The organism is Trinickia mobilis (assembly GCF_017315705.1).
In the GTDB taxonomy this organism is placed as follows: Bacteria; Pseudomonadota; Gammaproteobacteria; order Burkholderiales; family Burkholderiaceae; genus Trinickia_A; species Trinickia_A mobilis.
On sequence record NZ_JAFLRF010000012.1, the window covers coordinates 41,024 to 66,742 of the forward strand.

Annotated in this window: 14 protein-coding genes; 2 read left to right on the forward strand and 12 right to left on the reverse strand. The window is 62.9% G+C overall.

The features are described 5' to 3' along the window. Window positions 1-416 precede the first annotated feature (416 nt). Window positions 417-1,817: an alpha,alpha-trehalose-phosphate synthase (UDP-forming) gene (gene otsA / locus J3489_RS18215; protein WP_207000297.1), complete on the forward strand. Its 1,401-nt coding sequence runs from the start codon at window positions 417-419 to the stop codon at window positions 1,815-1,817. Window positions 1,818-1,847: 30 nt separating this feature from the next. On the opposite strand, the gene J3489_RS18220 is transcribed toward otsA, so the two are convergent. From J3489_RS18220 to J3489_RS18235, 4 genes are all read right to left on the reverse strand, one after another. Beyond that, a complete protein-coding gene (locus J3489_RS18220) occupies window positions 1,848-2,399 on the reverse strand; it encodes a hypothetical protein (RefSeq protein WP_207000299.1) in 552 nt (183 codons plus the stop codon). Between the two features lie 135 nt (window positions 2,400-2,534). Then, on the reverse strand, window positions 2,535-6,380 hold the full coding sequence (locus J3489_RS18225; protein WP_207000301.1) for a two-partner secretion domain-containing protein: 3,846 nt from the start codon (window positions 6,378-6,380) through the stop codon (window positions 2,535-2,537). 115 nt (window positions 6,381-6,495) lie between these two features. Then, window positions 6,496-8,172: a ShlB/FhaC/HecB family hemolysin secretion/activation protein gene (locus tag J3489_RS18230; RefSeq protein WP_207000303.1), complete on the reverse strand. Its 1,677-nt coding sequence runs from the start codon at window positions 8,170-8,172 to the stop codon at window positions 6,496-6,498. 7 nt (window positions 8,173-8,179) lie between these two features. Continuing rightward, window positions 8,180-10,279 (reverse strand): CHAT domain-containing protein, encoded by a 2,100-nt coding sequence (locus J3489_RS18235; RefSeq protein WP_207000305.1) that lies wholly within the window; start codon window positions 10,277-10,279, stop codon window positions 8,180-8,182. Between the two features lie 475 nt (window positions 10,280-10,754). Here J3489_RS18235 and J3489_RS18240 point away from each other — a divergent pair, with 475 nt between their 5' ends. Beyond that, on the forward strand, window positions 10,755-12,704 hold the full coding sequence (locus J3489_RS18240; RefSeq protein ID WP_207000307.1) for a serine/threonine-protein kinase: 1,950 nt from the start codon (window positions 10,755-10,757) through the stop codon (window positions 12,702-12,704). A gap of 45 nt (window positions 12,705-12,749) precedes the next feature. Here J3489_RS18240 and J3489_RS18245 read toward each other — a convergent pair whose 3' ends face one another. The 8 genes from J3489_RS18245 to tagH form a co-directional block, all read right to left on the reverse strand. Beyond that, window positions 12,750-15,251 carry a glycogen/starch/alpha-glucan phosphorylase gene (locus tag J3489_RS18245; protein WP_207000309.1) on the reverse strand — a complete coding sequence of 834 codons (2,502 nt, stop codon included), beginning with the start codon at window positions 15,249-15,251 and terminating at the stop codon, window positions 12,750-12,752. A gap of 62 nt (window positions 15,252-15,313) precedes the next feature. Next, window positions 15,314-15,967: a hypothetical protein gene (locus J3489_RS18250; RefSeq protein ID WP_242540102.1), complete on the reverse strand. Its 654-nt coding sequence runs from the start codon at window positions 15,965-15,967 to the stop codon at window positions 15,314-15,316. A 290-nt stretch (window positions 15,968-16,257) separates the two neighbouring features. Further along, a complete protein-coding gene (locus J3489_RS18255) occupies window positions 16,258-16,854 on the reverse strand; it encodes an OmpA family protein (protein ID WP_207000310.1) in 597 nt (198 codons plus the stop codon). A gap of 174 nt (window positions 16,855-17,028) precedes the next feature. After that, window positions 17,029-17,715: a type VI secretion system-associated protein TagF gene (gene tagF / locus J3489_RS18260; RefSeq protein ID WP_207000311.1), complete on the reverse strand. Its 687-nt coding sequence runs from the start codon at window positions 17,713-17,715 to the stop codon at window positions 17,029-17,031. Then, on the reverse strand, window positions 17,712-21,257 hold the full coding sequence (tssM, locus tag J3489_RS18265) for a type VI secretion system membrane subunit TssM (RefSeq protein ID WP_207000312.1): 3,546 nt from the start codon (window positions 21,255-21,257) through the stop codon (window positions 17,712-17,714). Before tssM ends, tagF begins: the two co-directional genes overlap by 4 nt. A 52-nt stretch (window positions 21,258-21,309) precedes the next feature. Beyond that, window positions 21,310-22,599 carry a type VI secretion system protein TssL, long form gene (gene tssL, locus J3489_RS18270; RefSeq protein WP_207000313.1) on the reverse strand — a complete coding sequence of 430 codons (1,290 nt, stop codon included), beginning with the start codon at window positions 22,597-22,599 and terminating at the stop codon, window positions 21,310-21,312. Window positions 22,600-22,628: 29 nt separating this feature from the next. Next, a complete protein-coding gene (gene tssK, locus J3489_RS18275; protein ID WP_207000314.1) occupies window positions 22,629-23,963 on the reverse strand; it encodes a type VI secretion system baseplate subunit TssK in 1,335 nt (444 codons plus the stop codon). A gap of 10 nt (window positions 23,964-23,973) precedes the next feature. After that, window positions 23,974-25,707: a type VI secretion system-associated FHA domain protein TagH gene (gene tagH / locus J3489_RS18280; RefSeq protein ID WP_207000315.1), complete on the reverse strand. Its 1,734-nt coding sequence runs from the start codon at window positions 25,705-25,707 to the stop codon at window positions 23,974-23,976. Window positions 25,708-25,719: the final 12 nt, after the last annotated feature.

The following is a 25,719-nucleotide window of genomic DNA, read 5'->3' on the forward strand; positions in this document are numbered from 1 at the left end:
AATTGCGCCGGTTACAGGCGCGTTGGCAGGGTGCATACGGTAGTGGGCCGGCTGGGATGCGGCAGTATCTGATCGATTCCGCGCCCCAACATCACGTGCCCGCACAGAAACAGCGTGATGCAGTTCATGCGTCAGACCAAAGCAGTCCTCTGCTCGCCAAAGCCTCGCCTATTTTGCGCGCATGACTTCACTTTCTGCGGATATCGCGCATCATCGTTTGATCAATGCAAGAATGATCCCGAACGCGTTGACGTCCATCGACGCTCACATCGCGCTGTCGGCGTCACACCCAGCAAGTATGAGCCAATCCTTGCGCGGCTCGAATGCATGCCACGCGTGGCGGCGTGCTGGCGCGGCAGCGCTGCTCCCCGGTGGCATCCGCTCGCTTTGCCTTCGTGCGCCAACAGGAGGAATCCGTGAGCCGTCTCGTCGTCGTTTCCAATCGCACCGCCGATCCCCGCAAAACCGCTGCCGGCGGACTCGCGGTGGCTGTGCGGGAAAGCCTGCAGCAGACTGGGGGACTCTGGTTTGGCTGGAGCGGCAAGGTTCAGGAAGAAGCGGTGACCGATCCTGCCGGTTACGGCCAGCTTCACTTCCAGACAGTCGGCGAGGTAACGCTGGCGACGCTGGATCTGAGCCGGGAAGATCATGACACGTACTATCTCGGTTACGCCAACGGCGTGCTGTGGCCCGTGTTCCACTATCGCCTGGACCTAGCCAATTTCGATGTCCGCTTCGCCGCGGGCTACCGGCGGGTGAACCGGCTGTTCGCGCAGAAGCTGCTGCCGTTGCTCAAGCCCGACGATTTGATCTGGGTGCACGACTACCATCTGATTCCCCTGGCCGCCGAGCTGCGCGCGCTGGGATGTGGCCACCGCATCGGCTTCTTCCTGCATATTCCGATGCCGCCGCCCCTGATCATGGCGGCGATTCCGGAGCACGAATGGCTGATGCGTTCGCTGTTCGCCTACGATCTGGTCGGCTTCCAGAGCGAGGCGGACGTCACGCACTTCTCCCACTACGTTGACGCAGAGGCTCACGCGGAGCAGTTGAGTCCCGAACGCTTCCGCGCTTTCAACCGGACACTGCGGGTCGGCGCCTATCCGATCGGCATCGACATCGACGACTTCGTTCATCTCACGCAGGCGAAGGACGGGCGTGAGACCTTCTTGCGAATGCGCGAAGAATACGCGCGGCGCCGCCTGCTGCTCGGCGTCGACCGCCTCGACTATTCGAAGGGCCTGCCACAGCGCGTCCAGGCGTTTCGGGCATTGCTCGAGCGCTATCCGGAAAACCGCAACAGCGCAACCCTGATCCAGATCGCTTCGCCGAGCCGCGAGGACGTCGGTGCCTACGACGATCTGCGCCGCCAGATGGACAGCCTGTGCGGTGAGATCAATGGCGACTACGGCGAACTGGACTGGATGCCGGTGCGCTACATCCATCGCAATATCGCCCGCAGGCGCCTGCCTGGGCTATACCGCGCCAGCCGAGTGGCGCTGGTCACGCCTTTGCGCGACGGGATGAACCTCGTCGCGAAGGAATTCATTGCGGCCCAGGATCCGGCCGACCCTGGGATGCTGGTGCTGTCGCGCTTCGCGGGCGCCGCAGAGCAGCTGAAAGAGGCTTTGCTGGTCAATCCGTACGACACACAGGGAACCGCAGAGGCGATCCAGCGTGCGCTCACGATGCCGCTCGACGAACGGATCAGGAGACACGAGGCGCTGCTGAGCCGAATCCGCAAGCTCGACGTTCACTGGTGGTGTTCGTCGTTTCTGCTGGCGCTGAAGCACGTGGAACAGGACGTGACCGGCTGACGCGCGGAGCGTCGCCCAGCAAGGAAAACGCTAAACAACTCCATTCGGGACAATGAATCGCGGCGCACCGATGATCGGCACGTCTTTGAGAATTTCGAACTGGAAGATTGGGTGGATCGCGCGGGGATAGTCTCTGTGATAACCGACATCAGCCCCCATTTTCTCGGAGAGCGTGAATAGGTCTCTAGGTGTCACACCACCGGACCAATCCGTATTGCCCCTCGGCGCAATGTTCTCGACATTCAACGAAAGAGCATCCGCGTTGTACAGGTAAGCCCCATACCGCTGTAGCGCACCTGATTTGAAGCCAAGCTTTTGTTCAAGTTCTTGGAGGCGACTATTGACTATGCACTCGAGAAAAGTGACGTAACCTTTAACCGTTTTTCGCGGGGGCAAATCGCCTGCGACAACTTTTACGACCTGCTGCCCCGCCCTTCTGGCGTGCAGCAGGATAAGCTCGTTGGTGGCACGACGAAGCTCTATTAGCGCGTCTGGCGCCCCAAGAAGGTCGTCCACGATCACGGCATAGTAAGCGTCCTCGTGATCGTACCGCTTGCTTGTCGTTCCCACGTCAATTTCCATTCGGTTGTGAAGGCGGCCCGGTCCACCGGGGCGAGCGTCGTCATTTAGTCAAAGTCGAATCACAAGACCACCCGCCGTCATCGAAAGCAGGAAACGCGAGAACGAACGCCACGGGTTCCATATGCAGCCGGTCAGCTAGTAATCGCCACATCCGTGCTGTTCGCTCGTCAGCAAGCAACTGTTCAGGTTCGGTTGCAGCCGGACCCGCTTCCATTCGACCGCCAGAATGTCCTGATTCTCGCCCGGCGGCGTGATGCTGAAAAGCGGCTGGTTCGAGCCGATACAGATGTTGGTGCCCTGCAGGTTATTCTCGTAGACAAAGGTTTGTTCTTGATTGGTGAAAAACGCCTGCAGACCGCTTTGGGCAACCGGATTGATCTGCTCTACAGTCAGGATCCCCGGGACGTCGCTCACGATATAACCGACGCCGGAAGTAAAGTTCGGATCGATCGGATACGTGCCCACCGGCGAATTTGCCGTTGCCGGCGATGTCAAGGTGCCGCTTAGCGCTCCGGCAGCCGTATCGCCATTGATGAGGCCGCTGGTCGTGTAGGTAAACGCCGGGTTGGGCGCGCCTGGCAAGCGTATCTTCCCGTCCGCCGTCACCGTCACGGTTGGTCTTTGCAGATATACATAGTGATCACCTGTCGTCGGCACCGAGCCGCCCCAACTGCAGCCCAAGCCAAATCCGCAACCATAGAAATTGGGCTGGGCGGTGTTCGGCTGCACATTGCCGCGCACTTCCTGGTTCCACGTGCTCGCCCAGATTCGCCATCCGTCGGCGGCACTTAGCGCGCCGGAGCCGCCTGCGGCGAACACCCCGTTCTCCATCACCAGGTCGACGGAGCCGCCGGCGGTGAGACGGGTATCGAGCCCGATGTTGCCGGACGCCGCCTGGGCGACCAGATTGCCCGTCAGCGTCGAGTGGGTGCCGTCGATCGTGGTCAGCGTACCCGAGCTCGAGTTATAGGTCTCACCGACGACCGGGCCGATCACAAAACCGTGTGAATCGAGGAAGTTCACGTTGTCCACGTTGACCATCGCGAGCACGCCGACGTCGTTTTGCGGATCGGTCAGCGTGAACGAGCCGGGGCCGGACAGCAGCAGCGTGGCAGCCTGGATGCCCCCGGGATCAGTCACGGCGCCGGACGACGATAGCGTCAACGTGTTGTTGGGCAGCGAAATGCCGTTTGGCAGCGAGATACCCTGACTGCCTGTGCCGTCGGCTAAGAGTGTCAGACTTGTAGAGAATGCCGGACGCGTCGAGCCTGTTGTCGGATTGACCGTGATAAGCCCCGTCTGAGCCGAGCTACCGAATATCACACTGTCGACGCCTGAGTTCGCGGCCGCCAGCATTCCGAGCGCATTTGCATCGACGCTCAATCCGGCGGCGTCGCTATATACGTTGATCGGCGTGTTGTCGGACCTTGTGATGCTGAAATCGGATGCGTTGACCCCGCCCGGTGCGAACACCAGCGTGCCGTTGGTCGATGAAGTGCTGGCTGTACCGCTGACAACAAAACTGTCGGTTGTACCGTCATTCGATGCCTGAAGCACTATGGCGCCTTGCGGCCCCACTGAAATGGCCGGTCCACCCGTTTGAATCAACGTGCCGGTCGGATTCTGGATGAAACTTGACATCAGAAGACCGGGGCTGCCCGAGTCCGTGGAACCCGTAATGGAAATCAAGCCATTGTTACCCGTGACGCCGATGGTTGAGCTGTCGAGAGCCACGCCCCTGTCGAGGGTAGGATCGACTGCACCGACAAGGGCACCCCGAATGTCCACGGATCCGGTGCTGGATTGAACCGTTGACGCGTCGTAGAGCCTTACCCCCGCAATCTCGTAGCCCACATCGTCATTCGCATCGGTGCCGACTCCGTAGACGCGGATCGCACCTGACTCAGATACCAGGGCCGACTGCAGTTGCTGGGGCGGCAGCGTCCCAGCGGCCTGAACCAGCGCGGAACCGATCAGGATGCCGCCGACCGACTGTGCTGTGCCAGTGCCGAGGTTCGCTTCGATTTCGATGTCGCCTGCCGACGTCTTGATAGTCGAACTGGCCACATTGACTGCATATACATACGGAATCGTGGTGAGGCCAGGAATCGCTGCGATCGCAGATGCACCGGGAGCCTGACCGAGAATAGTCACCGTGCCGCCAGGGCTGGCGTTCGACTGATTGACCCTGGCATCGATATCCGTAAAGACAAGTTGCACTGCGGCGCCGTCGAACGAACGCGGTTGCCCTGCCGTTTCGCCTATCGATATATTCCCACCGTTAGTGAACAGCTCGACTCGACTCGTTTGGGTACCGTTGATCGCGATCGAATTGCCGCTCGCAGCGTTGCGTACGTCGGCATCGAGAACGATGTTAAGGGGTCCTGATCCGGTCGACATGATGCTGTTGCTGACGTTGATCGAGCCCAGGGCGCTCAACGTCAGTGTCGGCGCGCCTGCCGAGCTTGCCGCTGCGGACGACATGAGGATCGGCGCCTGAACGTTGATGTTGCCCGGTTGGAGATCACCGGCAGCCGAGCCCACTGTCGTGACCGTGACCGACGTGCCGTTGTTCAGTTGCTGATCGATCAGCGTATTGACCACCTGGCTGTCCGTCCCGGCGGCAGAAAATATCGTGGGTGACGTGCCGCTTCCAGGCGTCTCGGTTGCCGCCGTCCCTGACGCGGCCGACACGATATCGATGTTGTCCGGATCGAGCTTCCACTTCCCTCCTATCCCCTTCGGCGCCGACGCATCAATTGTCGCGCCGGACGTGTCGAGGTAGTGTCCGGAAGTCTCTATCACGCCGCCATTGCCGCCCTGCACACCGCCCGTCGCCGACAGCGTGCCGTAAATGCGGCTCGCCGTCTCGCTGAAGGCAACGACGTTCCCGCCATTCCCGTCCTCCAAAGCATCCGCATGAATGCTCGCTGTCGGCGACATCCAGATCGCGTTCGCATTGCGAATATCCGGATCCGCCCCGCCAGGACCGCCGCCGAAGCGCACTGTACCGCCGCCCGCGCCGCCACTGGCATTGACGCTTGCGCCGTCGAGCAGCGCAACGTCATACCCCGTCACGTCGATCTTGCCGCCCGTCAAACCGCTTCCTCCGGTCGCATCGAGCGTACCGCCCACCATCGTCGCGCCGTTGCTGCCGCCGTCGAGCAGAATATGTCCGTTGCGCTCGGCGAGACTTTGCGCACGGACGATCCCCTGCTGGTTGATCACGGTCGCAGCCAGCGCATCGGCCGTTTGCGCGCTCATGACGATCCGTCCGCCGTCGGCCGCCAATGTGCCGGTGTTGCCGATCAGTGCGTTGGCAGCCCCCTGATTGATCTTCAGCGTCGTCAATCCGTCGCCGGCGAAGTCCAGCGTGATGTCATTGCCGGCGCCGAGCGCAACCGTTCCAAGCCGTGCAGTGACGGTGCCCGTGTTGCTCACCGAGCCGCCCAGCAATGCGATCGTGCCACCCGATTGCGCGTTGAGCGAGCCCGCATTGCTGACGATCGCCGGGGACGTTCCCACGAAGTGATAATTTCCAGCGAGGAAATCCGCGTCCGAAATATCGAGCGTGGAGGCGATCATCGCTCCCACGTTCACCGACGAGCCCGGCGCAAATATCACCCCTGCGGGATTGATCAGAAACACCTTCCCGTTCGCCGTCAACATGCCGGCAATCACGCTCGGATTGTTGCCCATCACGCGATTGAGCAGCGCCGCACTTGCCGACGGTTGTACGATTCTCACCGACTCGCCGGAGCCAATCGAGAATGTATTCCAGTTGATGATTGCAGCCGGCGTCTTCTGATTGATGTTCATCCGGCCCGCACTCGGTGAATTGATGGTCACTGAGCCCGATGCCACCTGCGCACCTGTAGGATTCGCGAACAGGGCCGACACATAGAACATCGCGAACAGCACGACGGCGGCGCCCACGACGGTTCCCACATGTTCTACTGGCAAGCTGCATGGCATCTTCATGGCGAACCTCGGCGCCGGGCAATCCCGGCTCGTACTACGGTCCAACGCACCCCCGTTTCAGCTCCCTCGGCACAGCTGCGCCAAGACGAGGGAGATCTGGTGTTGATTATGTTGACTAAAACGCCTTGCTCAACTGCACATAAAACCGCGGCACGCGGTCGTTGCCGGTCGTGTCGGCCGAAGTCGTCCGCCATGCCACGGTGCCCTGAATCGTAATTCCGCCGGGTGCGGCCCAAAATGCGCCAATGCCGACACCGCTGCGCGTGATCACGTTCGAGCCCTCGTTTGGACGCGAATTCGCGTTATACCAGCCGGTACCAATATCAAAAAACGCAAACACCGAAGCCTTCGAATTCAACGCATAGCGCCCTTCGAACTGCGCCACAAACCCTTCGTCGACCAATGCTTCAGACGGCGAATAGGCGCGCACCGCATGAGGGCCGCCGAGCAGGAAACGCGAAGAGTCGTCGAGGGTCGTGGCCGCCCACTGCCCGGAGATTCCCACGAACACGCTGAGCTGCTCGGTCATCGCGTTGAGCCGATTGGCAAAGAACGTCGTGCGCATTTCGGTTCCTTGCGTATTGCGTCCGAACGGCGACACATCGAGCGCCTCGTCTGCAGCGTTCCTGAAGTGCAAACTGCCGATCAGCAATTCAACGTCCGCGCTGTTGAACCCCCCGCCGAGAAAACCATCACGCCCTTCGTAGCTCAGGCCGACGCTGCCTTCCACCAGCGACCTCGGGTTGTGCTCGCCCACCGCGCCGATGTTGTCGATCAGGTCGCGATACTCGAGGTTGACGCGCGCGAGCAGATTCTGGCTGCGGGTACGCAACAATGGTTGCGTGAGCGTCAAGTCTGCAACGGTCGCCTCCCCTTGCGCGTCGAGCGCTGAAAATTGCTTGCCGAGCGCGTAGTTGAGCCTCGACGCGGCAATGCCCAGGCGTGTGCCATACGAATTGATCGGCGCCTCATAGCCAATGCGCCCGTAGATCGTGTCGAGTCGTTCGCTGCCGAGGATCCGCAAATCGAGGTTGTCGCCGATCATGAACGGCGAGTTGATCCGCGCCAGTGCGCCGAGCCGCCACGTTCCGCTCGATTCCGCGCCGTAATTGTCGACATCGACGGCAAACGTCCAGCGCTTGGCTGGCGCGACGTTGATCGTCAGGTCGACGGTACCCGGTTCCTCACCCGCTTCGAGGGAAGAGGTCACCGTAATCCCGGGCAAGTCGGAGAGCAGCAGCATCGTGCGCTCGAGTACGCTCTGCTGCAGCGGCGCCCCAACCGGTATCTGTGCGACTCGGTCACGCAACAGGTCCTCGCGGATCGGCGTGCCGGCCGCTACATCGAGGCGCACGTGGCCGACTCGCCCTTCGAGGACGGTGAGTTCGACTTCACCCGAGCTCACGTCCTGCTGCGGAATCACGACTTGGGCGAGTACGTAGCCCCGTTCCCTGTAGATTTTGGTGATACGAGCGGCAATCGCTTCGAGGTCCGAAAAGCCGACTTCGGTGCCGATCTTGTCGCGCACGGGCGCGAGCAACTCATCGGTCGGAATCGTGTCGTTGCCCTTTAACGTGATGCGCTTGAGCACGAATGCGGGACCGGGCGAAGGCACCGCAGGCGCTCCCGCTTGCGGCAGAGCAGGCACCGCGCTTGCGCCGGCGGGCGGCGCCGGGCGCGTCGCTGGAGGCTGCACTTCGTTCAACAGGCCGCCGGCATTCGGGACCGTCTGGCCCCACGCAACAGCGCTGCTGAAAAATGCCACAGCCGCGATCACTCGTAGTCTGTTCATTCTTGTTCTAGCGCGCGATGTTCAGTCGCCACCCTCCCATCAGGTCGAACGGCGCCCAGAAAAACGGATGTGCGAAGCGCGGATTCTGCATGACCGCCAGTTGTGCAGCGCGCATCGCATCGATTGCTTCCTGCCCCTCAGTGAGCTGCGAGTAAAACGTCCGCATCGTGAGCGCGGTCGACTCGTCGGCGACCGGCCACATCGACACGATCAGGCTGGTTGCGCCCGCATAGAAGAACGCTCGGGTAAAGCCAAGAATCTCGTCGCCCCGGGCAATGCGTCCGAGTCCGGTCTCGCACGCGGATAGCGTGACCAGTGCAACATCGTCGAGCTTCAGGTTGTAGATGTCGCGCGCGAGCAGTTGGTCGGGGCCGTCGGCAGGTTGCGTGGCCGGTGCAAGCAATATGCTCGAGTGCAGCGGATCGAGCGTGTCCGCCTCGGCATGGGTCGCGACATGGAGCACGCGGCCGGCGGGAGCATTTTCGCGAAAGCTCACGCGCGTCGCGTCGCTATGCAGGAAGATCTCGTTGTGCGCGAATAAAGGAGCGATACCCCGCACCTCGGCTTCCGCACCCGGCAGCGCATAAGCCGGGGTGATCTGCGGATTGCCGAATGCGACCAGATTGCTCGCAACCTGCTGCTGGCGCTGCTGCAGTTGCACGGCGACACTCGCCGAGGGTTCGAGGGCGATCGCATGGCTTTGGATCAGATAACCGTCCGGACCGTGCAGCGCCTGAAACGGCAGGTAGTGCAGCGCGCCGTGAGGAACGATGATGAGCCGCTCGCCATTGCGCAGCCCGAGAGGCGCGATCAGCATCGCATAGAGCTTGTCGCCGTCAGTGATCGCGCTTTGCCGCCGCTGCACAATGGCGTTGCGAATGTCGGTGACAGCGGCATCCATGTCGGCGCGCCCGATGGGCAGCGTATAGCCTTTGAGGCCGCCGCTTCGTATCACCCAGACGACCAGCGATTTATCGAGACTATGAAATTCGACCAGAGCCTCATTCGGCTCGAGCACGCCGCGCACGACATCCAGTCCCGGCACCTGCCCGTTTAGCTGGCGATCGTCCACGCCAGCGTCGACGCGATTGCGCACGACGTCGAGCAATGCGCGCGCCCGGCTGCGCTCGGACAAGTTCCATGCGGCCTGGTAGTCTCCCGCTTCGGCCGTGAGCGCTATCGCATGGTCGAACACCGTCTGCGTGTCGCCAAACAGTCCCGTCTTGAATTCGTCGCTCCGAAAGCGCGCGCGAATCTTCTCGGAATCGTCGACAGCGAGCAGATACGCCTCGCGCGCCTGCACCTTGTCGCCGAGCGCAAGGTCAGATCGGCCGATTCCTTCATGCGCCCAGAGCCTGTCATAGCTCGCGTCCTGCGCGCCGCTTTCCGCGAGAAGCGAGCCGAACGCGCGCTTTGCGTCCTCGGGCTTGCCCTCCGCAAGCAACAGGTTACCCTCGGTTCGCCGGTATAACGGCATGAGCTCCGCACCAGGCGGCGGGTTTGCCGCGTCAAACGTCTTGCGTGCTCCGGCCGTGTCGCCACTCGCGATCTGTGCATTGGTCACGGAGAGAAGAACCAGCGGCCGGTAACGCGGTGACGCGGTCTCCAACGCCCGGTTGTAATCCGCTATCGCCGCTTGCGGATTTCCACGCCGCAACGCAACATCGCCGAGTACCTTGTTAGCGGGCGCAAAGACCTGCTCCGGCGCCTTCGGTGTCGATGCAAGCGCCTGATTCGCATATCGCTCGGCGTCGTCAAGATCGCCTGCGTAGCTATACGCAATGGCAAGATCGCGCTTCGAAAGCGCGACCAGATCGTCGTTGTGGGTACGTTGGGCAATGACGAGCGCGCGTGCGGCAGCGTCGACGCTGTCGCGGAAATCACCCCGCTCCGCTGCCGAGACGGCCATGCTGCAGTAATCGTACGCGGGCAACGTGACGTGATCGCGCGACAGCAGTAGGCGACCTTCATCGGTCAGCGATTTGAGCGTCTCGGCATCCCGTTCCCGCTCGGCCGCCTCCTGAAAGCCATGCGATTCAGGCGCAAGTCCGCGACCGGCGTCGCTCGCCGCCGCGGCAACAGCAGCGAAGGCGCCGCCGGAACTCATGCAGACAATGCCTGCCGCCAGCGCCGCCACGCCCGCAGTCGGTAAGCGGCTGGGTATGATCCGACGCCGGCAAAAACGAGCAGCGCGACGCAGCATCGCGGGCAAGGCGATTTGCCTACTCCCGACCAACAGTCCTTTCAGTCTCTTCACATCGATTTCCTGTAGGACGATGCTGGGACGCAATCTGAAAGCCGCTGTCACTCCACTGGCGCCGTAGCGCGCGCGTGATGTCATTTTGTGGCGCAACTCGGCGGCACAATCCGACAACTACTATCCGGTAAACGAATCGGTCTGTAATATTTTGAATCGGAAGTGGGTGGAGCTTGGCAAACGCAACGGGGCAGGCCAGAAAGCAGGCGCTTTTCAAAAATAGCCGCCTGAATCGTCTGCCAGATACATGCGCACGCGCGTGAGGATGGAGCTTGCGCGCACGCCTTGACGCTCGGCTGCAGTCCTTCCTGCGGAGCCCGCCCAAATGCCTAGCCCCGAAGACAAGACAGTGATCGCGTCACAGCCTTCCGGGCCTGACGGCAATTCGGCTAGCGGGCAGGCGGCAGACTCGGAGCGCACGATCGTGATACCGAACGCTCAAGCCGGCGCGGATGGGCAGCATGCACTCGCGATCGGCACGCACCTCGCAGAATTCGAGATTCGGGGGGTGATCGGGGAAGGCGGCTTTGGCATCGTCTACCTTGCATCCGACACGCTCCTGGGCCGCAACGTGGCGCTCAAGGAATACATGCCTGCGGCACTGGCCTCCCGATCCACCGGAACCGAGGTGACGGTGAGGTCGGAGCGTCATGAGGAAACGTTTCGGGCCGGCCTGAAAAGCTTCATCAACGAGGCTCGCCTGCTCGCGCAGTTCGACCATCATTCGCTCGTCAAGGTTTACCGCTTCTGGGAGGCGAACGGCACGGCGTATATGGTGATGCCCTACTACGAGGGCGTGACCTTGCGGGACGCCCTGCGCCAGATGTCCGCTCCGCCGGGCGAAAACTGGCTGCTCGGATTGCTGACACCGCTGCTGGAGGCGCTTGCCGTCCTGCACCATGCCCAGTGTTATCACCGCGATATCGCACCCGATAACATCATGCTGCTCAAAGGCAGCGGTCGCCCGCTGCTGCTCGATTTCGGCGCGGCGCGACGCGTAATCGGCGATATGACGCAAGCGCTGACGGTAATCCTGAAGCCCGGCTATGCACCTGTCGAACAGTACGCCGAAGTGCCGTCGATGAAGCAGGGCCCATGGACCGACATCTATGCACTCGCCGCCGTGGTTTATTTCGCTATTGAGGGGAAAACGCCGCCGCCCGCGGTCGGGCGCCTGATGAGCGACAACTGCGTGCCACTTGCGACCGCTGCGACGGGCAGGTACTCGGAAACCTTCTTGCGCGCCATCGACCACGCTCTCGTCGTGCGCCCGCAGGAACGGCCTCAGGATATTTATGCGTTCGCGGCGGAACTGGGTCTCGCGATCGACGAACCGGACAAGGTGCACGACGCAGGTGGTGGTCCGAAACGGGTGTCCGGTGATCGGGGAAATGCGGCTTCGACGGCCTGGACCACCGGCGCAACGGCGTCAAAGCCGCAAACCCAGCAGGTTGTCGCCGCGACCGGCGGGGCCGCATCGGCGGCAACGCCAGGCGTTTCGACTACCGTCAATGATGGCAAGAGCAAACGCCCCGCCCTTCTCGCGGCAGCCGCCGTCGCTGTCGTGGCGCTAGCCGGGCTAGGCGCCTGGTTTGCGCTCCGGCCACCGGCCAGCACTGCCACGGCGAGTGCCCCGGCGGCGACGATCGAGCCACCGAGCGTCATTGCGAATACGCCGCCCGGACAGCAAAGTGAAGCGGCTAGTACCACGGAGGCCACAGCCACCGGGCAAGTCGGTAGCGCACTTCCCCCCTTTACGCCAAGCGGCGAACTCGCTCGGATCGTGACGCTGGCGGACCCGACGTTCCATGTCAGCACGATGCTGCGCAGCACGCAGGCGCGCATCAACAAGGATCGTCTGCAGTTCCGGCTCAGCACTAATCGCGCCGGCTACGTCTATGTATTCATGGTGGATCCGGCCGGGCAGTATCTGATGCTTTTTCCAAACGAACGCGACAAGCAAAACGCCATCGCCGCCGGCGAAACCCTGTCGCTGCCGCGAGCGAATTGGCCGATGGTGGCAGGCGCCCCTGCGGGCCCGAACCATTTCCTCGTCATGGTATCGGCGCAACCAAGGGACTTCAGCGACGCTGGCCTCCATCAGGAGTCGGTGTTCCAGTCGTTCTCCGCTCAGGCGCAGCGTGATGCAGCAACACGGCGCACGGCGGCCTATTCGCCCTTTGCGGGCAAGGTTCGCTGCGCTGCCGGCGTCACAGTGTGTCCGGATGCGTTCGGCGCAACGACCTTCGAAATCGATGTCGTCAACTCGTCCTGATGCCGCACCTCGCGGCGTACCAGGTGAGCGCGGGGCGACCCGCTTTCAGCGCCGTCTTTCCAGGGTGATCTTCACCGGGCGAATCCTCCAGATCTGCTCGCAGTATTCGCTGATGGCGCGATCGGACGAGAACTTGCCCGCATACGCGGTGTTCAGGATCGACATGCGGGTCCAGCGCCGCGTGTCCTGCCAGGCGGCGCTGACGTCCTCCTGGCGCGCTACGTAAGCGGCGTAATCGGCAAGGACGAGAAACGGGTCCGCGTGCAGCAGATTGTCGACTAGCGGACGGAACATCTCGGGATCTCCTCGCGAGAAGTGCCCGCCGGCGATCAGCTCCAGCGCTTCTCGCAGCTCTTCGTTCGCATTCACGTACTCGATCGGGCGGTAGCCTGCTCGTCTGACGCGTTCCACCTCATCCGCAGTCAGGCCGAACAGGAAGAAGTTTTCGTCGCCGACTTCATCGCGTATTTCGACATTGGCCCCGTCCAGCGTGCCGATGGTCAGCGCGCCGTTCATCATGAACTTCATGTTGCCGGTTCCCGAGGCCTCTTTGCCGGCAGTCGAAATCTGCTCGGACAGATCGGCGGCCGGGTAGATAAAATGCGCATTCTTCACATTGAAGTCCGGAAAGAACACGACCTTGAGCCGCCCGCTTACCGCCGGGTCGTTGTTGACGACTTCAGCAATGCCGTTGATCAGGCGGATGATGAGCTTGGCCATCGCATAGCCGGGCGCGGCCTTGCCGCCGAACACGAAACAGCGCGGCGTCAGCGCGAGTTGAGGATTGCGCAGCAAGCGCAGATAGAGCGTAACGATGAAGAGCGCGTTCAAGTGTTGCCGCTTATATTCGTGGATGCGCTTAACCTGAATGTCGAATAGTGCACCTGGGTCGACGACAGTGCCGGTCGCGCCGCGGATACGCGCCGCGAGCCCCTCTTTGTTCGCCTGCTTTACGCGGTGCCAGCGGTCCTGAAACGTGAGGTCGTCGGCGTGCTCATCGAGTTTGCGCAGCCTGGCGAGATCGGTCACCCAGCCTTCGCCGATTGTTTCGTCCAGCAGGGTTGCAAGGCCCGGATTGCTGAGCAACATGAAGCGGCGAGGTGTGACGCCGTTGGTCACGTTGTGGAACCGCTCGGGCCATAGTTCGGCGAAATCCCGCAGCACGGTCTGCTTAAGGAGTTCCGAATGGAGCGCGGCCACGCCGTTGACCGCGTGGCTGCCGATCGTTGCCAAATGCGCCATGCGCACGCGCTTTGCACCGGTCTCGTCGATCAGCGACATGCGAGCAGCGCGTGCGTCATCGCCCGGGTAGCGTTGCCGGACTTCATCGAGGAAGCGGCGATTGATCTCGTAGATGATTTCGAGCAACCGCGGCAGCAAGTCTTGAAAAAGCGGCAGCCCCCACGTCTCGAGCGCTTCAGGCAGCAGCGTGTGATTCGTATAGGCGAGCGCGCGCCGCGTGATCTCCCAAGCTTCGTCCCATGGCACCTGTCGTTCGTCCACCAGCAGGCGCATCAGCTCGGCGACGGCAATCGACGGATGCGTGTCGTTGAGCTGCACGGTGAACATGTCTGCAAAGCGGCCGATCGATTCACCTTTGAGCGCAAGCAGGCGCAGCATGTCTTGCAGCGAGCATGAGGCGAAGAAATATTGCTGCGCGAGCCGCAAGCGCTTGCCGGCTTCCGGCTCGTCATTCGGATAGAGCACCTTCGACAGCGTTTCAGACCTCACCTTCTCGTGCACAGCCTCGTAGTAATCGCCGGCGTTGAAGTCCTGAAGGTCGAACGACTCGACTGCCTCACTTTTCCAAAGCCTCAGCGTATTGCACATGTTGACGCGAAAGCCCGGCATTGGCGTATCGCAGGCCACGCCCTTGACCGTGTATGCCGGAGTCCATCGCACACAAAAGCGACCCTGCGCATCCGTCCCGCTTTCCGTGCGCCCGCCGAAGTTCACGTAGAAGGCAACGTCCGGGCGCAGGATCTCCCAGGGGTTGCCCTTCTGCAGCCACTTGTCGGTGACTTCCACCTGCCAGCCGTCACGGATCTCTTGGTCAAAGATGCCGAATTCGTAGCGGATGCCATAACCAATGGCCGGAATTTCGAGGGTGGAGAGCGAGTCGAGATAGCAGGCCGCCAAGCGTCCCAGCCCGCCGTTGCCGAGCCCCGGTTCTTCCTCGATCGCGAGCACGGTGTCGAGATCAAGGCCGAGTGCCTGCAACGCATCGCGCGCGTTGCTCTCGATGCCCAGGTTTATCAGGTTGTTGCCGAGTTGCGGACCGATCAGGAACTCGGCGGACAGATAGCAGGCGATCTTCGCACCGCGTGCCGCATAGGCGTGCGTCGTGGCGACCCTGCGTGTCATCATCCGGTCGCGAACCGCATACGCGAGCGCCATGTACCAGTCGTGCAGGGTCGCAATCTCCGGATATCGGCCCTGCAGACAGATCAGATTGTCGACGATATCGCGCTGCAGCGCCGCGACGCCAAGACCGCTGCGCGCAGGCTCCGCGCTGGTCGGTGATTTCAAGGTGGCCGTGTCGTCCATGAGCTCTCCTTGTCCTTGCTGTGACCTCCATTGCAGCAAACCCGCCCCCCGCGAACACGCGCCTAGTGTCCGTTCTGCGCCACCCGCGCCTGCAATCTCTGCCGCACGCTCGCGACATCAATCCCATAAGGCCCCGGCGCATCCACCAGCGGCATATATCGCGCGGGCGTATGCAGCAAATACGCCTGCATCTCATCGATCACGATTCTGTCGCTCGGGTCATATCCCATGCCGGCCAACTGCCGAGTCAATTCCGTGCGCTCGGCAAGGCTCAGATCCCGCCACCAGAACGCACGGCAAGCTTGCGCGTATGCCGCATCGGAAAAATATTTCCAATGACCGAGCTCATGACTCAATATCGCCGCCCGTGTCGGCATATCGATCGCTTCTCCCAAAGGGGCCGGCCCGAGTCCCGGAATGGTGATGAGAAAGTCTCTTGTGCTCGTCGCTTTCCATGTCCCGCCTGGTTCGTATATCAAGCGCCAACGCACCAGAATCGTCTGTAGCGCGCGCTCGCCGTCCGTCAACGGCACATGTTGCCGCCGGGCCACCTCGAAGAAATAGGCGATCTGCACCGTGCTGAAATTGTTTCCGGCGGTCAAACCCGCCGGGTCGGCGCCAAAGCGCCGCGCATGCGCCGCGATCGCGGCCATCGTCGCCACGCGGTCGCGCGGCATGTCCCGGCGCTCAAGCAACGCAACGACGCGCGAGAACATTGCCCCCTGCTCGGCGAGACTCGGCGCATGCATCACGTACAGACCCGGACTGTCCGTGATTGCGAACAACCGCAGTCTGGCATCGGATGGCAACGCCGCGTCGAGTTCCGAGAGCGGTATGCGGCGGACTTCAAACGCGTCTCGCGACACATCGAGATGCGCCCCGTGCGTCTGGGCGACGGGTTCGGCTCGAATCGCTGTCAGGACACCTAATAGCAGCACCAACCCGCCCATTGCGAGCCGCGCGGATCGCGCATCCAGGAAAGGCATTCTGCCCCGGAGCATCTCGATCAATCGGTCACCGTCACGATCGTCACGCGTCGATTCTCGGGCGCGGCGGGATTGCGCGTGTTCAACGGCTCGGAAGACCCCTTGCCGACCGATGAAAGCCGCTCCGGGGCGATACCGTCCTTTTGCGTGAGGTATTCCACCACCGCCGCAGCACGATCTTCGGAGAGCTTCATGTTTGCATCCGGAGACCCGCGGGGGTCCGCATGCCCCTCGACGCGAAATTTGTAAGGCGCCAACCGGTCCGATTGCAGCGCAAGCGCCACCTTATCCAAGGCGGTGCGCGCGCTGTCAGTCAGCTCCGATGAGTTGGTGGCGAAAGTGATCAACATTTGCGCGGCGGGCCTTTTCGCAGGAGCCCCCGGCCTGGGCGCCACACCGGGCTGTTTGTTGGACAGCACGAAACCGCGCGTAACGATGGCGTCGCTGGCTTCGGTAGGAGCCAGCGCGTTGGTCACCGATTGCTGATTGATGTCCTGCTCTTTCATGACCGGTTCGCCCGCGTACGCGGTACGAACAAGGCCGACAACGCACAACGCCGCGATGAGCACGCCACACGCCTCGCGTCTATGCAAACCGAAATGAATCAGGCGCGACATATCGGAGTCTCCGAAAGATTCGCACACCGGGAGTACGCTGCAAGCGGGCAAACGTCGCTCGGCATCCCGAGGCGCACCCCCAACCTATAAAGACGAACGAACAACATTCAAATTGAAAATAGGCCCCGGATTGCAACGAACCCGGATCTCTTCACCTCCGTGTCATGTTCCAGATCATGACCGCCGCAACGCAACCACCGTCGGCCACCCCGGGCAAGCCGCATCCAGCAGTCCCGTAAAGCGCTTTCCATCGGGCAATCCGGTGCCGGTGCGCAGTGAAGGCGGCACGGCATCCGAGCCTTCGCTCCACCAGGTGCTCGCCCCTGGCGTGACTTGTGCAGCCAGCAGGTCAGCGAATCGGTCATTCACGCCGGAATCGTCATTTATCGAGAGACGCCAAGGCATCGCCGAACGCACGTTCGCCGCGGGTCCCAGGGCATTCAACTGCGCATCGAACGCCTCGAGTACAAATTCCGGCGCAAGCGTCGCCAGGGCCAGTCGAGTCATGTCGTCGAACCACGCCTGTGCGCTTTTGAGCCATTCCGCGATCTCCCCATGCTTCACAGGCGCAGCGATCGTGAACGGAAAATATCGCCCGACCCGATCGACGCTTGACATCAGCACGCCTATCCACGCCGACTCGCCACACACTCCGGCTCCCACCGCAAAGCACCAGACCGGCGCGTTCAGGTAAATCGGCAACCATTGCGCACCGAACGTTTCCTGCGCGTAGAGCATCCCCTCCTGCAAGTGCTCGTCCCAGGACGTCACGAATTCGGCCGCCAAGCGGCGCGACACGAAATCGCCATGCGTGCGCACCTTGCCGAAGAATCCGGGCCCTTGCACCGGCAATTCGCTCATAGTCGGTCCGGGCAACGGAAAGCTTCCAGTACGCCACGCCGGAACGGGTTCACTACGCTGCTCGCGTCCAGTTCGAGATTCACCCGTCTGCCACTCGACTCGAAGCTCAACTTGAAGCGGTCAGCCTGCGCCGTCGGTTGCAGATTCGCTGCATCCAGCAAGCGCAGCAGCGCCCACGGTCCGTCCGCGTGCGCCGCAGCGTCGTTGCCCGGCGGCGCGAATTCGACGTGCGCCTGCCCTGTGCCCTTGCCGCTCGGCCACTGAAACACCGTCGTCTGAGCGGTTCCCGGTTTCGCCACCAGTTGCTGACCGTCGATGTCGAGCGTGAATTGCGTGATCGAGGGATCGATATCGAGCGACTTCACTGCAAAGCGCACCGACACATCGCGCCCGCCCGTTCTGAACAATGCGTCGCGAATCTGCGCTGCTCGCTGAAACTGCACGAGCACGTCCGCAGGGATGCCGAGAGAATCGGAGCCGGCGCGCCAGCGCCATTGGGGTCCCGACATATCGACAAAGCTCGCAAGGTTCTTCTGGAAGAAATCGTCGATCAACCCGCCGGGGCCGAGAATCTTGCCGAAATCGTCCGGTGCGGCATCGCGGTTCGAGGCCCGCACGAGCGGATAGCGGCCATCGAGCGCCTGCCGGCACAACTGTGCGACGTTCGCCTGCCATAGCGCATTGAGCCGGCCCCGCTCTCCGCCGACTAACAACGACGACGCGCCAGCCGAGATATCTTCGGCGACCGCGGCAAGCGGCGCGGGCGCGCCCTGGGCCGCGAGCTTCAGCTTCGGCAGCGCGTCGCCCGCGGGCGGAGGCAGTCCCTGACGACGCGCAGAATCCGCGGCCTCGAGATACGCTGCGACGTCTTTGAGTGCCGCCAGCTGCGTATCGAGTGGCACCGGCCCCTGCGCCCCTGGTTTGCCCGCAAGATCGTGCAGCGCCTGGAAATGCGCATCGACCGGATTGACCTCGGCCGGAGCGGCCGCCGTTGTGTTGTCGGGCTGATTGCCGAGCGCACTTTCAAGACGCTTTTTCAGCGCGTCGAGCTTGCCGGTCAATGCGGCGGTACCTTGTTCTGCCAACGATCCGCCGGCCTTGACTGTGCCAAGCGTCGTTTCCTGTGCGGCGGCCAACATCAGCGAGCGCAGCGGGGAATCGGGCGCGGCCAGCGAGTTGGTCACGCGCGCGGCATTTTCGGCGCTATCGAATGGCACCACGTCGATGTCGTTCAAGAAAGCGTCCCATTGCCGGATGTACGCATCGAAATACAGCCCCGTCATGTCGCTCTTCAGATCCTCGATGGCCGCCGGCGTCAGCACGGACTCCTCCCTGCCGAGCACCCAATTGTCGCGAGCGGTATCGATCACCGCCTGATCGCGCAACTGGCGGAACTTCTGATAGCCCGCACGGGTAAAAGCGCCTGGAACGCCACGGGTCAAAGGTGCACCGCTCTTGCGGGTCAGCACCAGCGCCGCCTTGTTTCCTGCCGCACTCGCAACACTGAACTCCGGCAACTTCGCCTGATCGAGGTCACGCTGCACGCGGTTGTACATGCGCTGGGCAAGCGGCAGCTTGGCCAGCCTCTCGCGCGCCTGAGCAATCAGATCCTTGTCCAGCGGCAGCGACGCGTCGAACTGGGCCGGCTGGAACAGCGCGGCGAGGTGGCCGTCGATGTCGTTGCGCTGCTCGTCGCTTGCGTCACGCAACGGCCCGCGGCGCCAGTCGATGTCGGCCCAGAGCCGAACCGAATCGGCATCGAAGTGAACGGCGTCCCCGAGCATCAAATACGCTCGCAGCACCTCATACTGAAAGTCCGGGTTGTTTGCGTCGCCCCGACGCAGCTCCTCTTCCATGCGCTGTACAACGAGCGGCAGCAAGGCCTGACGCAACAACCGGCGATAGCTCGCCTGTGCTTCGAGTCCCAGCTTGTCGCCCTGGTACAGGCCAAGCCTCGATAGCCACGGAACGCTGCTTTCCCGGTCTGCGTAGCCGCCTGGAATGTCCCGCGCCGCGTTGAGCAGCGGCAGCAGCGCGAGTGGATCGTCGCCAGCCGGCGTGTTCTGGGCGAGCCTGTTCAGGGCGGACACCCGCTGGGCGACGCTTTGGACATAGCTGAGATTGCGCTGATAGCTGATGAAAAACCCAACCAGCGCCAGCACCGCCAAAAGGCCGATTAAGGCAAGTGCGATACGCTGAAGCCAGGAGCGGCGCCGTTCAAGCCTGAGGTTCGCTCCCGCAAGCTCCGCCTCCTGAAAAATCACGTCGCGCAGCAGTCGGGTGATGAAGTACGCACGCCCGCTCGATGGGTCGGGCAACACGACTTGCCGCTGCAGACCGAGCGCTGCCGCGACGGCACTCATCACGCGATCGATCGGCCGTCCCTCCTGTGTTCCGCTCGTAAAGTAGACACCGCGGAGCAGCGCCGCCTGCTCGAATCGGGACGTCGCAAACGTCTCCTTCAGAAACTCGTGCAGCACAGCCTTGAGGCCCGCGAATTGCTGCGGAAAGCCGTACACGAGCGCGCGCCGGCGCAAATCGGTTTCTTGCTGCATGCGGTGCAGCACGCGGACCTGCAGCTGCTTCTCGAGCGCATCGAATTCAGCGGGGAACGCCGTGATCGCGTCGTCGGGCGTACCGTTCTCCACAAACGGAAATGTCACGCCCCAGACCTGTTCGCGCTCATCGCGGCCGAGGTCGTCGAAAAACTCTGCGAAACCGGCCAACAAGTCGCACTTTGTCACGACCAGATAGACTGGAAAGCGCATGCCGAGCAGCGTGTACAGATCCTTGAGCCGGTCGCGAACCGCGTTCGATTGGACCGCGCGTTGCGTGTCGGACGATTGCAGCAGATCCTGGGCGGACAGCACGACGATCGCACCGTTCAGTGGACGCCGGGGACGATACTTGCGCAGGAGTTTCAGAAATCCCATCCACGCGGCCGCATCGGCGGCCGCGAAGCTGTCCTGAGTCGTAAAGCGTCCCGCGGTATCGAGCAGCACGGCGTCGTCGGTAAACCACCAGTCGCAATTGCGCGTGCCGCCGACGCCTCCCACGGCCTTCGTTCCCAACCGCTCAGAAAGCGGAAGCTTGAGGCCCGAATGCACGAGCGCCGTGGTCTTGCCGGTTCCCGGCGCGCCGATGAACATATACCAGGGCAGCTGGTACACGTACTGACTGCCGAAACGACCCTTTACACGCGACTTGCGCAGGATCGCCATCGCTTCTTCGAAGCGCTGCTTGAGCGTGGCGATGTCCACATCCGATTCCTGCTTGCGGGGTTCAGGCTTCGCGTCTCCTTCGGCGACCACCCGAGTGAATTTGACGTTGGCAAGACGAGCCACAAGCCAGCGCACACTCCAGTACAGGGCCCACAGCAGGACCAAAACCAGGATCACTGCCCAACGGCTGCCGGAGCTCTCGAGCGGCGCATTGCCCGCATAAGCGAAGAGCGGCCCTTCTATCCAGACAATCAACGCAACCGCGAGCACGCCTAACAGAGACAGGACAATGGGCCGCGCAAGCCACTTGAGCAGCTTCATCGCCAAGCTCCTCGGCACTTATCGCCATCGATCGAGACTGCACGCCGGGCGCTCATGATGCGGCTCCTGGCGCCAGCACGGTAATGTCGACGCGGCGGTTCTTGGCCCGATTGGCAGGGATATCGTTTGGCGCAATCGGCTCGGCGTCCCCGCGTCCTTCGGCAGTAAAACGCTGCGGCGTGCCCACCCGCGCCGCAAGCAGGTCCCTCACTGTTTCCGCGCGCGCTTGTGACAGATGCCAATTCGACGGAAAGCGCGCGGAGAACGCCCTCTGGTTATCGGTATGGCCCGCCACGACAACGGCACCCGGCACGTCTTTTAGCGCATCTCCGATGCGTTGGATCAGCGGTGCGTAGGCCGGATCCAGCTCCGCGCTACCGGACGCGAACAGACCATCGCCATTGATCGTGACAATCGTACGATCCGGGAGCTCCGCCACTCGAACGAGTCCCTTGGCGATCTCAGGTGCGAGAAACTGAGACAGTTTCGGCGCAGCCTTGGGGGCAGCCGCGAGCTTCGCGGCAAGCGCTGGCGGCGGCGCCACGCGGACCGCGTGCAAGGCGTCGAACGCGCTGTCGGAAGCATCGTTGAGCCGGATGCTCAAGATGAGGTGAACGATGACCAGCAGTGCGCAGGCGAGCGCCCCAGCCACCCACAATGGCACGAGTTGCAGCAATGGCTTGCGTTCGACCTCGACCGGCAGCCAGCGCGGCGACAGCGCTCGCTCGGCGGCGCCGCGTTGAGAGCGAATCATCGGCTCGAGCCGCTCACGTAGGGTGTCGAGTTGCGTGCGGCCGCCGTCGATCAAACGATAACGCCCTTCGAAGCCGAGGCCGAGCATCACATAGAGCAATTCGAGCACGTCGACATTTGCCGCCGGATTTTGCGCAAGCCGTTGCAGGATCAAAAAAAAGCGTTCGCCGCCCGACGCCTCGTTGTGAAACATGACCAGCAGGCTGCGGCTGCCCCAGAGCCCCGCACCCCATGGCGTACTCGAGATGGCTTCATCGAGAAACGTGCACAGGCAGTAACGTGATGCGCCGAGCTTCTCGTCGTCGTAACCGCTCGCGCGGCCCTGGGTCTCGAACGTGCGGATCATCTGCATCAGCTGATTGCGCAGTTCTTCGACGTTCGGATGGGTCGGCAATTGCCGCAGCGGCACCGCCAGCTCGAGCAACGGATTCGCCGCGCGCAGCAGTGGATTCAGGCCGCCCGTCGTCGTCAGGAGCGGCGCGGTCGACACGTCGGCCGCAACGAAGGCGGCGCGTGCGCCGCCGGGCGTCGGAATGATGATCGTTGCGCCGGGATCGTCGGACGGGCCGCGTGGTTCGTTTGGAGACACGATGAACGTCCTTATGCTTGAGGAGCCCGTCAGCGGCGGATCGCCCAGAACTCCATTGCGAGCCCTGGGAAGTCGCCCGCCACGTGCAGCGCCATTCCCGCTGACTGGGCAAACTGCTTCCACAGCTCGTTGCCGCGGTCGAGTTCGAAATACGTAAAACCTGCATGAAATGGCAATTGCCGGGGGGCGACCGGCAGCGCGCGCAGTCCGATGCCCGGCAATTGCAGATTGACAAGATCGCGGATGCGCTCGATCGGACCGATCTTCACCTGCGGCGCGAAGCCGGTCAGGATTGACTCCGCAGGCAGTTGCGCGCGCACTGCGAGCACGAAGGTCGCCGTTGCAAACAGGTTCTTGTCCGGCACGATCGCCACACGCACGCCGAACTTGCGCTCCTCGAGCGGAATCGGCACCGCATGCGGATCCATCACCATGCTGAGAGACGCACGCAGATCGTCGATGACCGGCGCAAAGGTCTCCTTCAGCCGTTTGTGCTCGTACAGGGGATAGGCCTGCGGACGTTTGGATGCCTGGCTGAAGGTCGCGAGTTCACCCGCCAGTTGCACGACGACTCGATACAGCGCTTCCGGATGCAGGCCGGTCATGGTCGACAAATGTGCGGCGAGCGGCTCGTGGCGATTGATCAATTCGAGCAGCAGGAAATCGGCCACTTCGGCAACCCCCGTCACGCCCGGCTGTGCGAGGCGCATGGCCAGCGCCTCGCCGCGCTGGTGCAGCAGGCCAACCAGATCGTCGACAAACGCGGCGAGACGTTTCGCGACACGGTAGTCGAGGCACGGCGGACTATAGTCGCTTTCCAGCACGACGCGGTTATCGGGCAAGCGTTCGGTCACGCGCCCGACCCCGAGCACGGTGTAGGCGTTCGCGACGTCTGCTTCGAGCGCGAGCCGCACACGTAGCTTGCCGATCTGCAGCAACGCGGCCCCCCCGTTCGGATCATTGCTGTCGCTGACATCGAGTTCGCCAACGCGATGGCGGGCAAAGGTCTCTCCCGTTTCCTCGTTCTCGGTCTCCGCGATCCCCGGTCGGCGGACCGGCAAGGCGAGCGTGACGAGTGTGTTGCGGGTGCCTTCCGGAACATCGAGCGGCAGCGGCAGATCGTCGTCAGCGGGAAGGTTGAAAGGCGTGCCGTCGGGAAACACCCCCGAGCACGACGCCAGCGCGACTTTGCCCAGCTTGAGCAACTGCTCGTCGAGCTCGAGCGAGGCGAAGCCCCAGCTGTACGGACGCAGGCCCGAGGCGCGCGTCTCCAGCTGCGTCTGCAGATAACGGTCGTGTTGCTGCAAGTGCTGCGGCTGCAGAAACATCCCCTCCGACCAGATGACTTTGCTATTCCAGGACACGTTGGTCTCGTTATGAAGTGGTTGACTTTTTTTCCGCGGCGCATGGGTCGCCGGCCTCGCGTGCACTACGAAGCGCTTCGATCTGCGCTTCGTAGGCGTCGCTGAATGCCTTGCCGTAGAGTTTCTGGAAATCGTCGTCGGCTTCCCGTGCGATGCCGGCCTGCAGTTCTACGAAACGGTCCCACAGCCTCGCCTTGCGGTTTGAGAGGACCTTGTCCAACACCCCCTGCTCTTTCAACTGTGCCTCGATCGATGCGGGATCGAAACGCCCGAGCACCGCGGCAAGTGCGGCGCGCATGCCGGCCAGCATCGCCAGTTCATGCGCCTCGATGTCGCCAAACGCACGTTCGATCGCTTCGGCGGGCGGCAGATAGCCCGTACCGCGACCTGTCAGCATCTGCACCAGCGCGCTATCCACGTCCGGGAAAAACTTGAGGGGATTGTTGTCGCGCGCCACGATCAGCGTGGTATCAAGCCGTGCCTCCCGCTTGGTCATCGAGCGCGAGCGCAATACTGTCATCGTGCCGCGCAGCCCGATCCGCAACATCACGCCGATCAAATGGGCGAACGCGGGCGCCGGCAGGTTGGGCGCTCGCGCCGGGTCAAGGCCGAGACCCTCCAGGAGCGCTGTCATCGTCGCGCTTTCGGAAGCCGCAGCCGGCGCGCCGGCCGAACTCGAGGCGCCGACCGAAGCAGGCGCTGACTCGCCTGCGGGGACGCTTGCCGGGTTTGACGCACGGTTTTCGAACTGCGCAGGTGCCTGCGCCGGCACGAGAACCGGGTTGCCTGTGACCATAGCGAATGGCGACTCCCCCGGTGCATCGGGCGACGAGGGCGCCGGGGCCGAAGCGGGCACCTCCGCGAGCAGGTCGTCGAACGGCGTGGCACTGCCCCCTGTGGCGGAGGGCTCAAGCAAGCTCGCCGACAACCCGGTGGGCCCCCCCGGCGGCGGCGTGACGGCCGCCGGGTTGCCGGGAGGCGGTGCAAAAAGCGGTGAAACCGCTGTCCCGCCTTGCGCCACTGCCTGCGCTAACGGATCCTGCCCCGCTCCTGCCGGCGCCTCCCATTGTGTCAACGCGTCCGAGAGCGGATCGTACTCAGCGGGTATGCCGCCTGCCGAAATCCCGGACGTCCCCGGCACGCCCCCGGCCTGCCGCGCAGCCGCCGGTGCCGGTGCCGGCTCCGGTGCGGAAAAAGCTTGCCACTCGGGTGACACGTGGTCGCTCTGCGATCCGGCAAAGCCCGGCTGCGAGGAAATTGGCGGCGGCGCGCCCAAGCCGGGCTGACCGAGCGGATCGAGTCCCAGGACACCTAAGGGGGAATCCGGTTCCTGCCCAAACGGTGTCCCCCCGAGCACCTTCGCGGAAGCGAGCGGATCACGTGCGCCCGGCACGCCTGCTTGCCCTGGCCCACGCTCGGCAATCGAGACTTCGAGCAGATACGTACCGATCAGCAGGCTGTCTCCATGCGTGAGGCGCGCTTCGCGCGTGCCGCCGATCGCGCGTTGATTCAGCACGCTAGGATTGCTGCCGAGGTCGCAAAGCAGGTACTCGCCGCCTCGATACTCGATGCGCGCATGCACGCGGGAAATGGCACGCTGCTGATCGGGCAGCACCAGCGTGCAATCCGTCGCCCGGCCAATCGTGCCGCCCGCAGGTCCAAACTCGATCGTCATGGGCTCGGCGACAGGTTCTTCGTTGAACCTCGCAACGCGCAGCGAAAGGATCGGATGATTCGGTTGCATGCCCGCACCCTG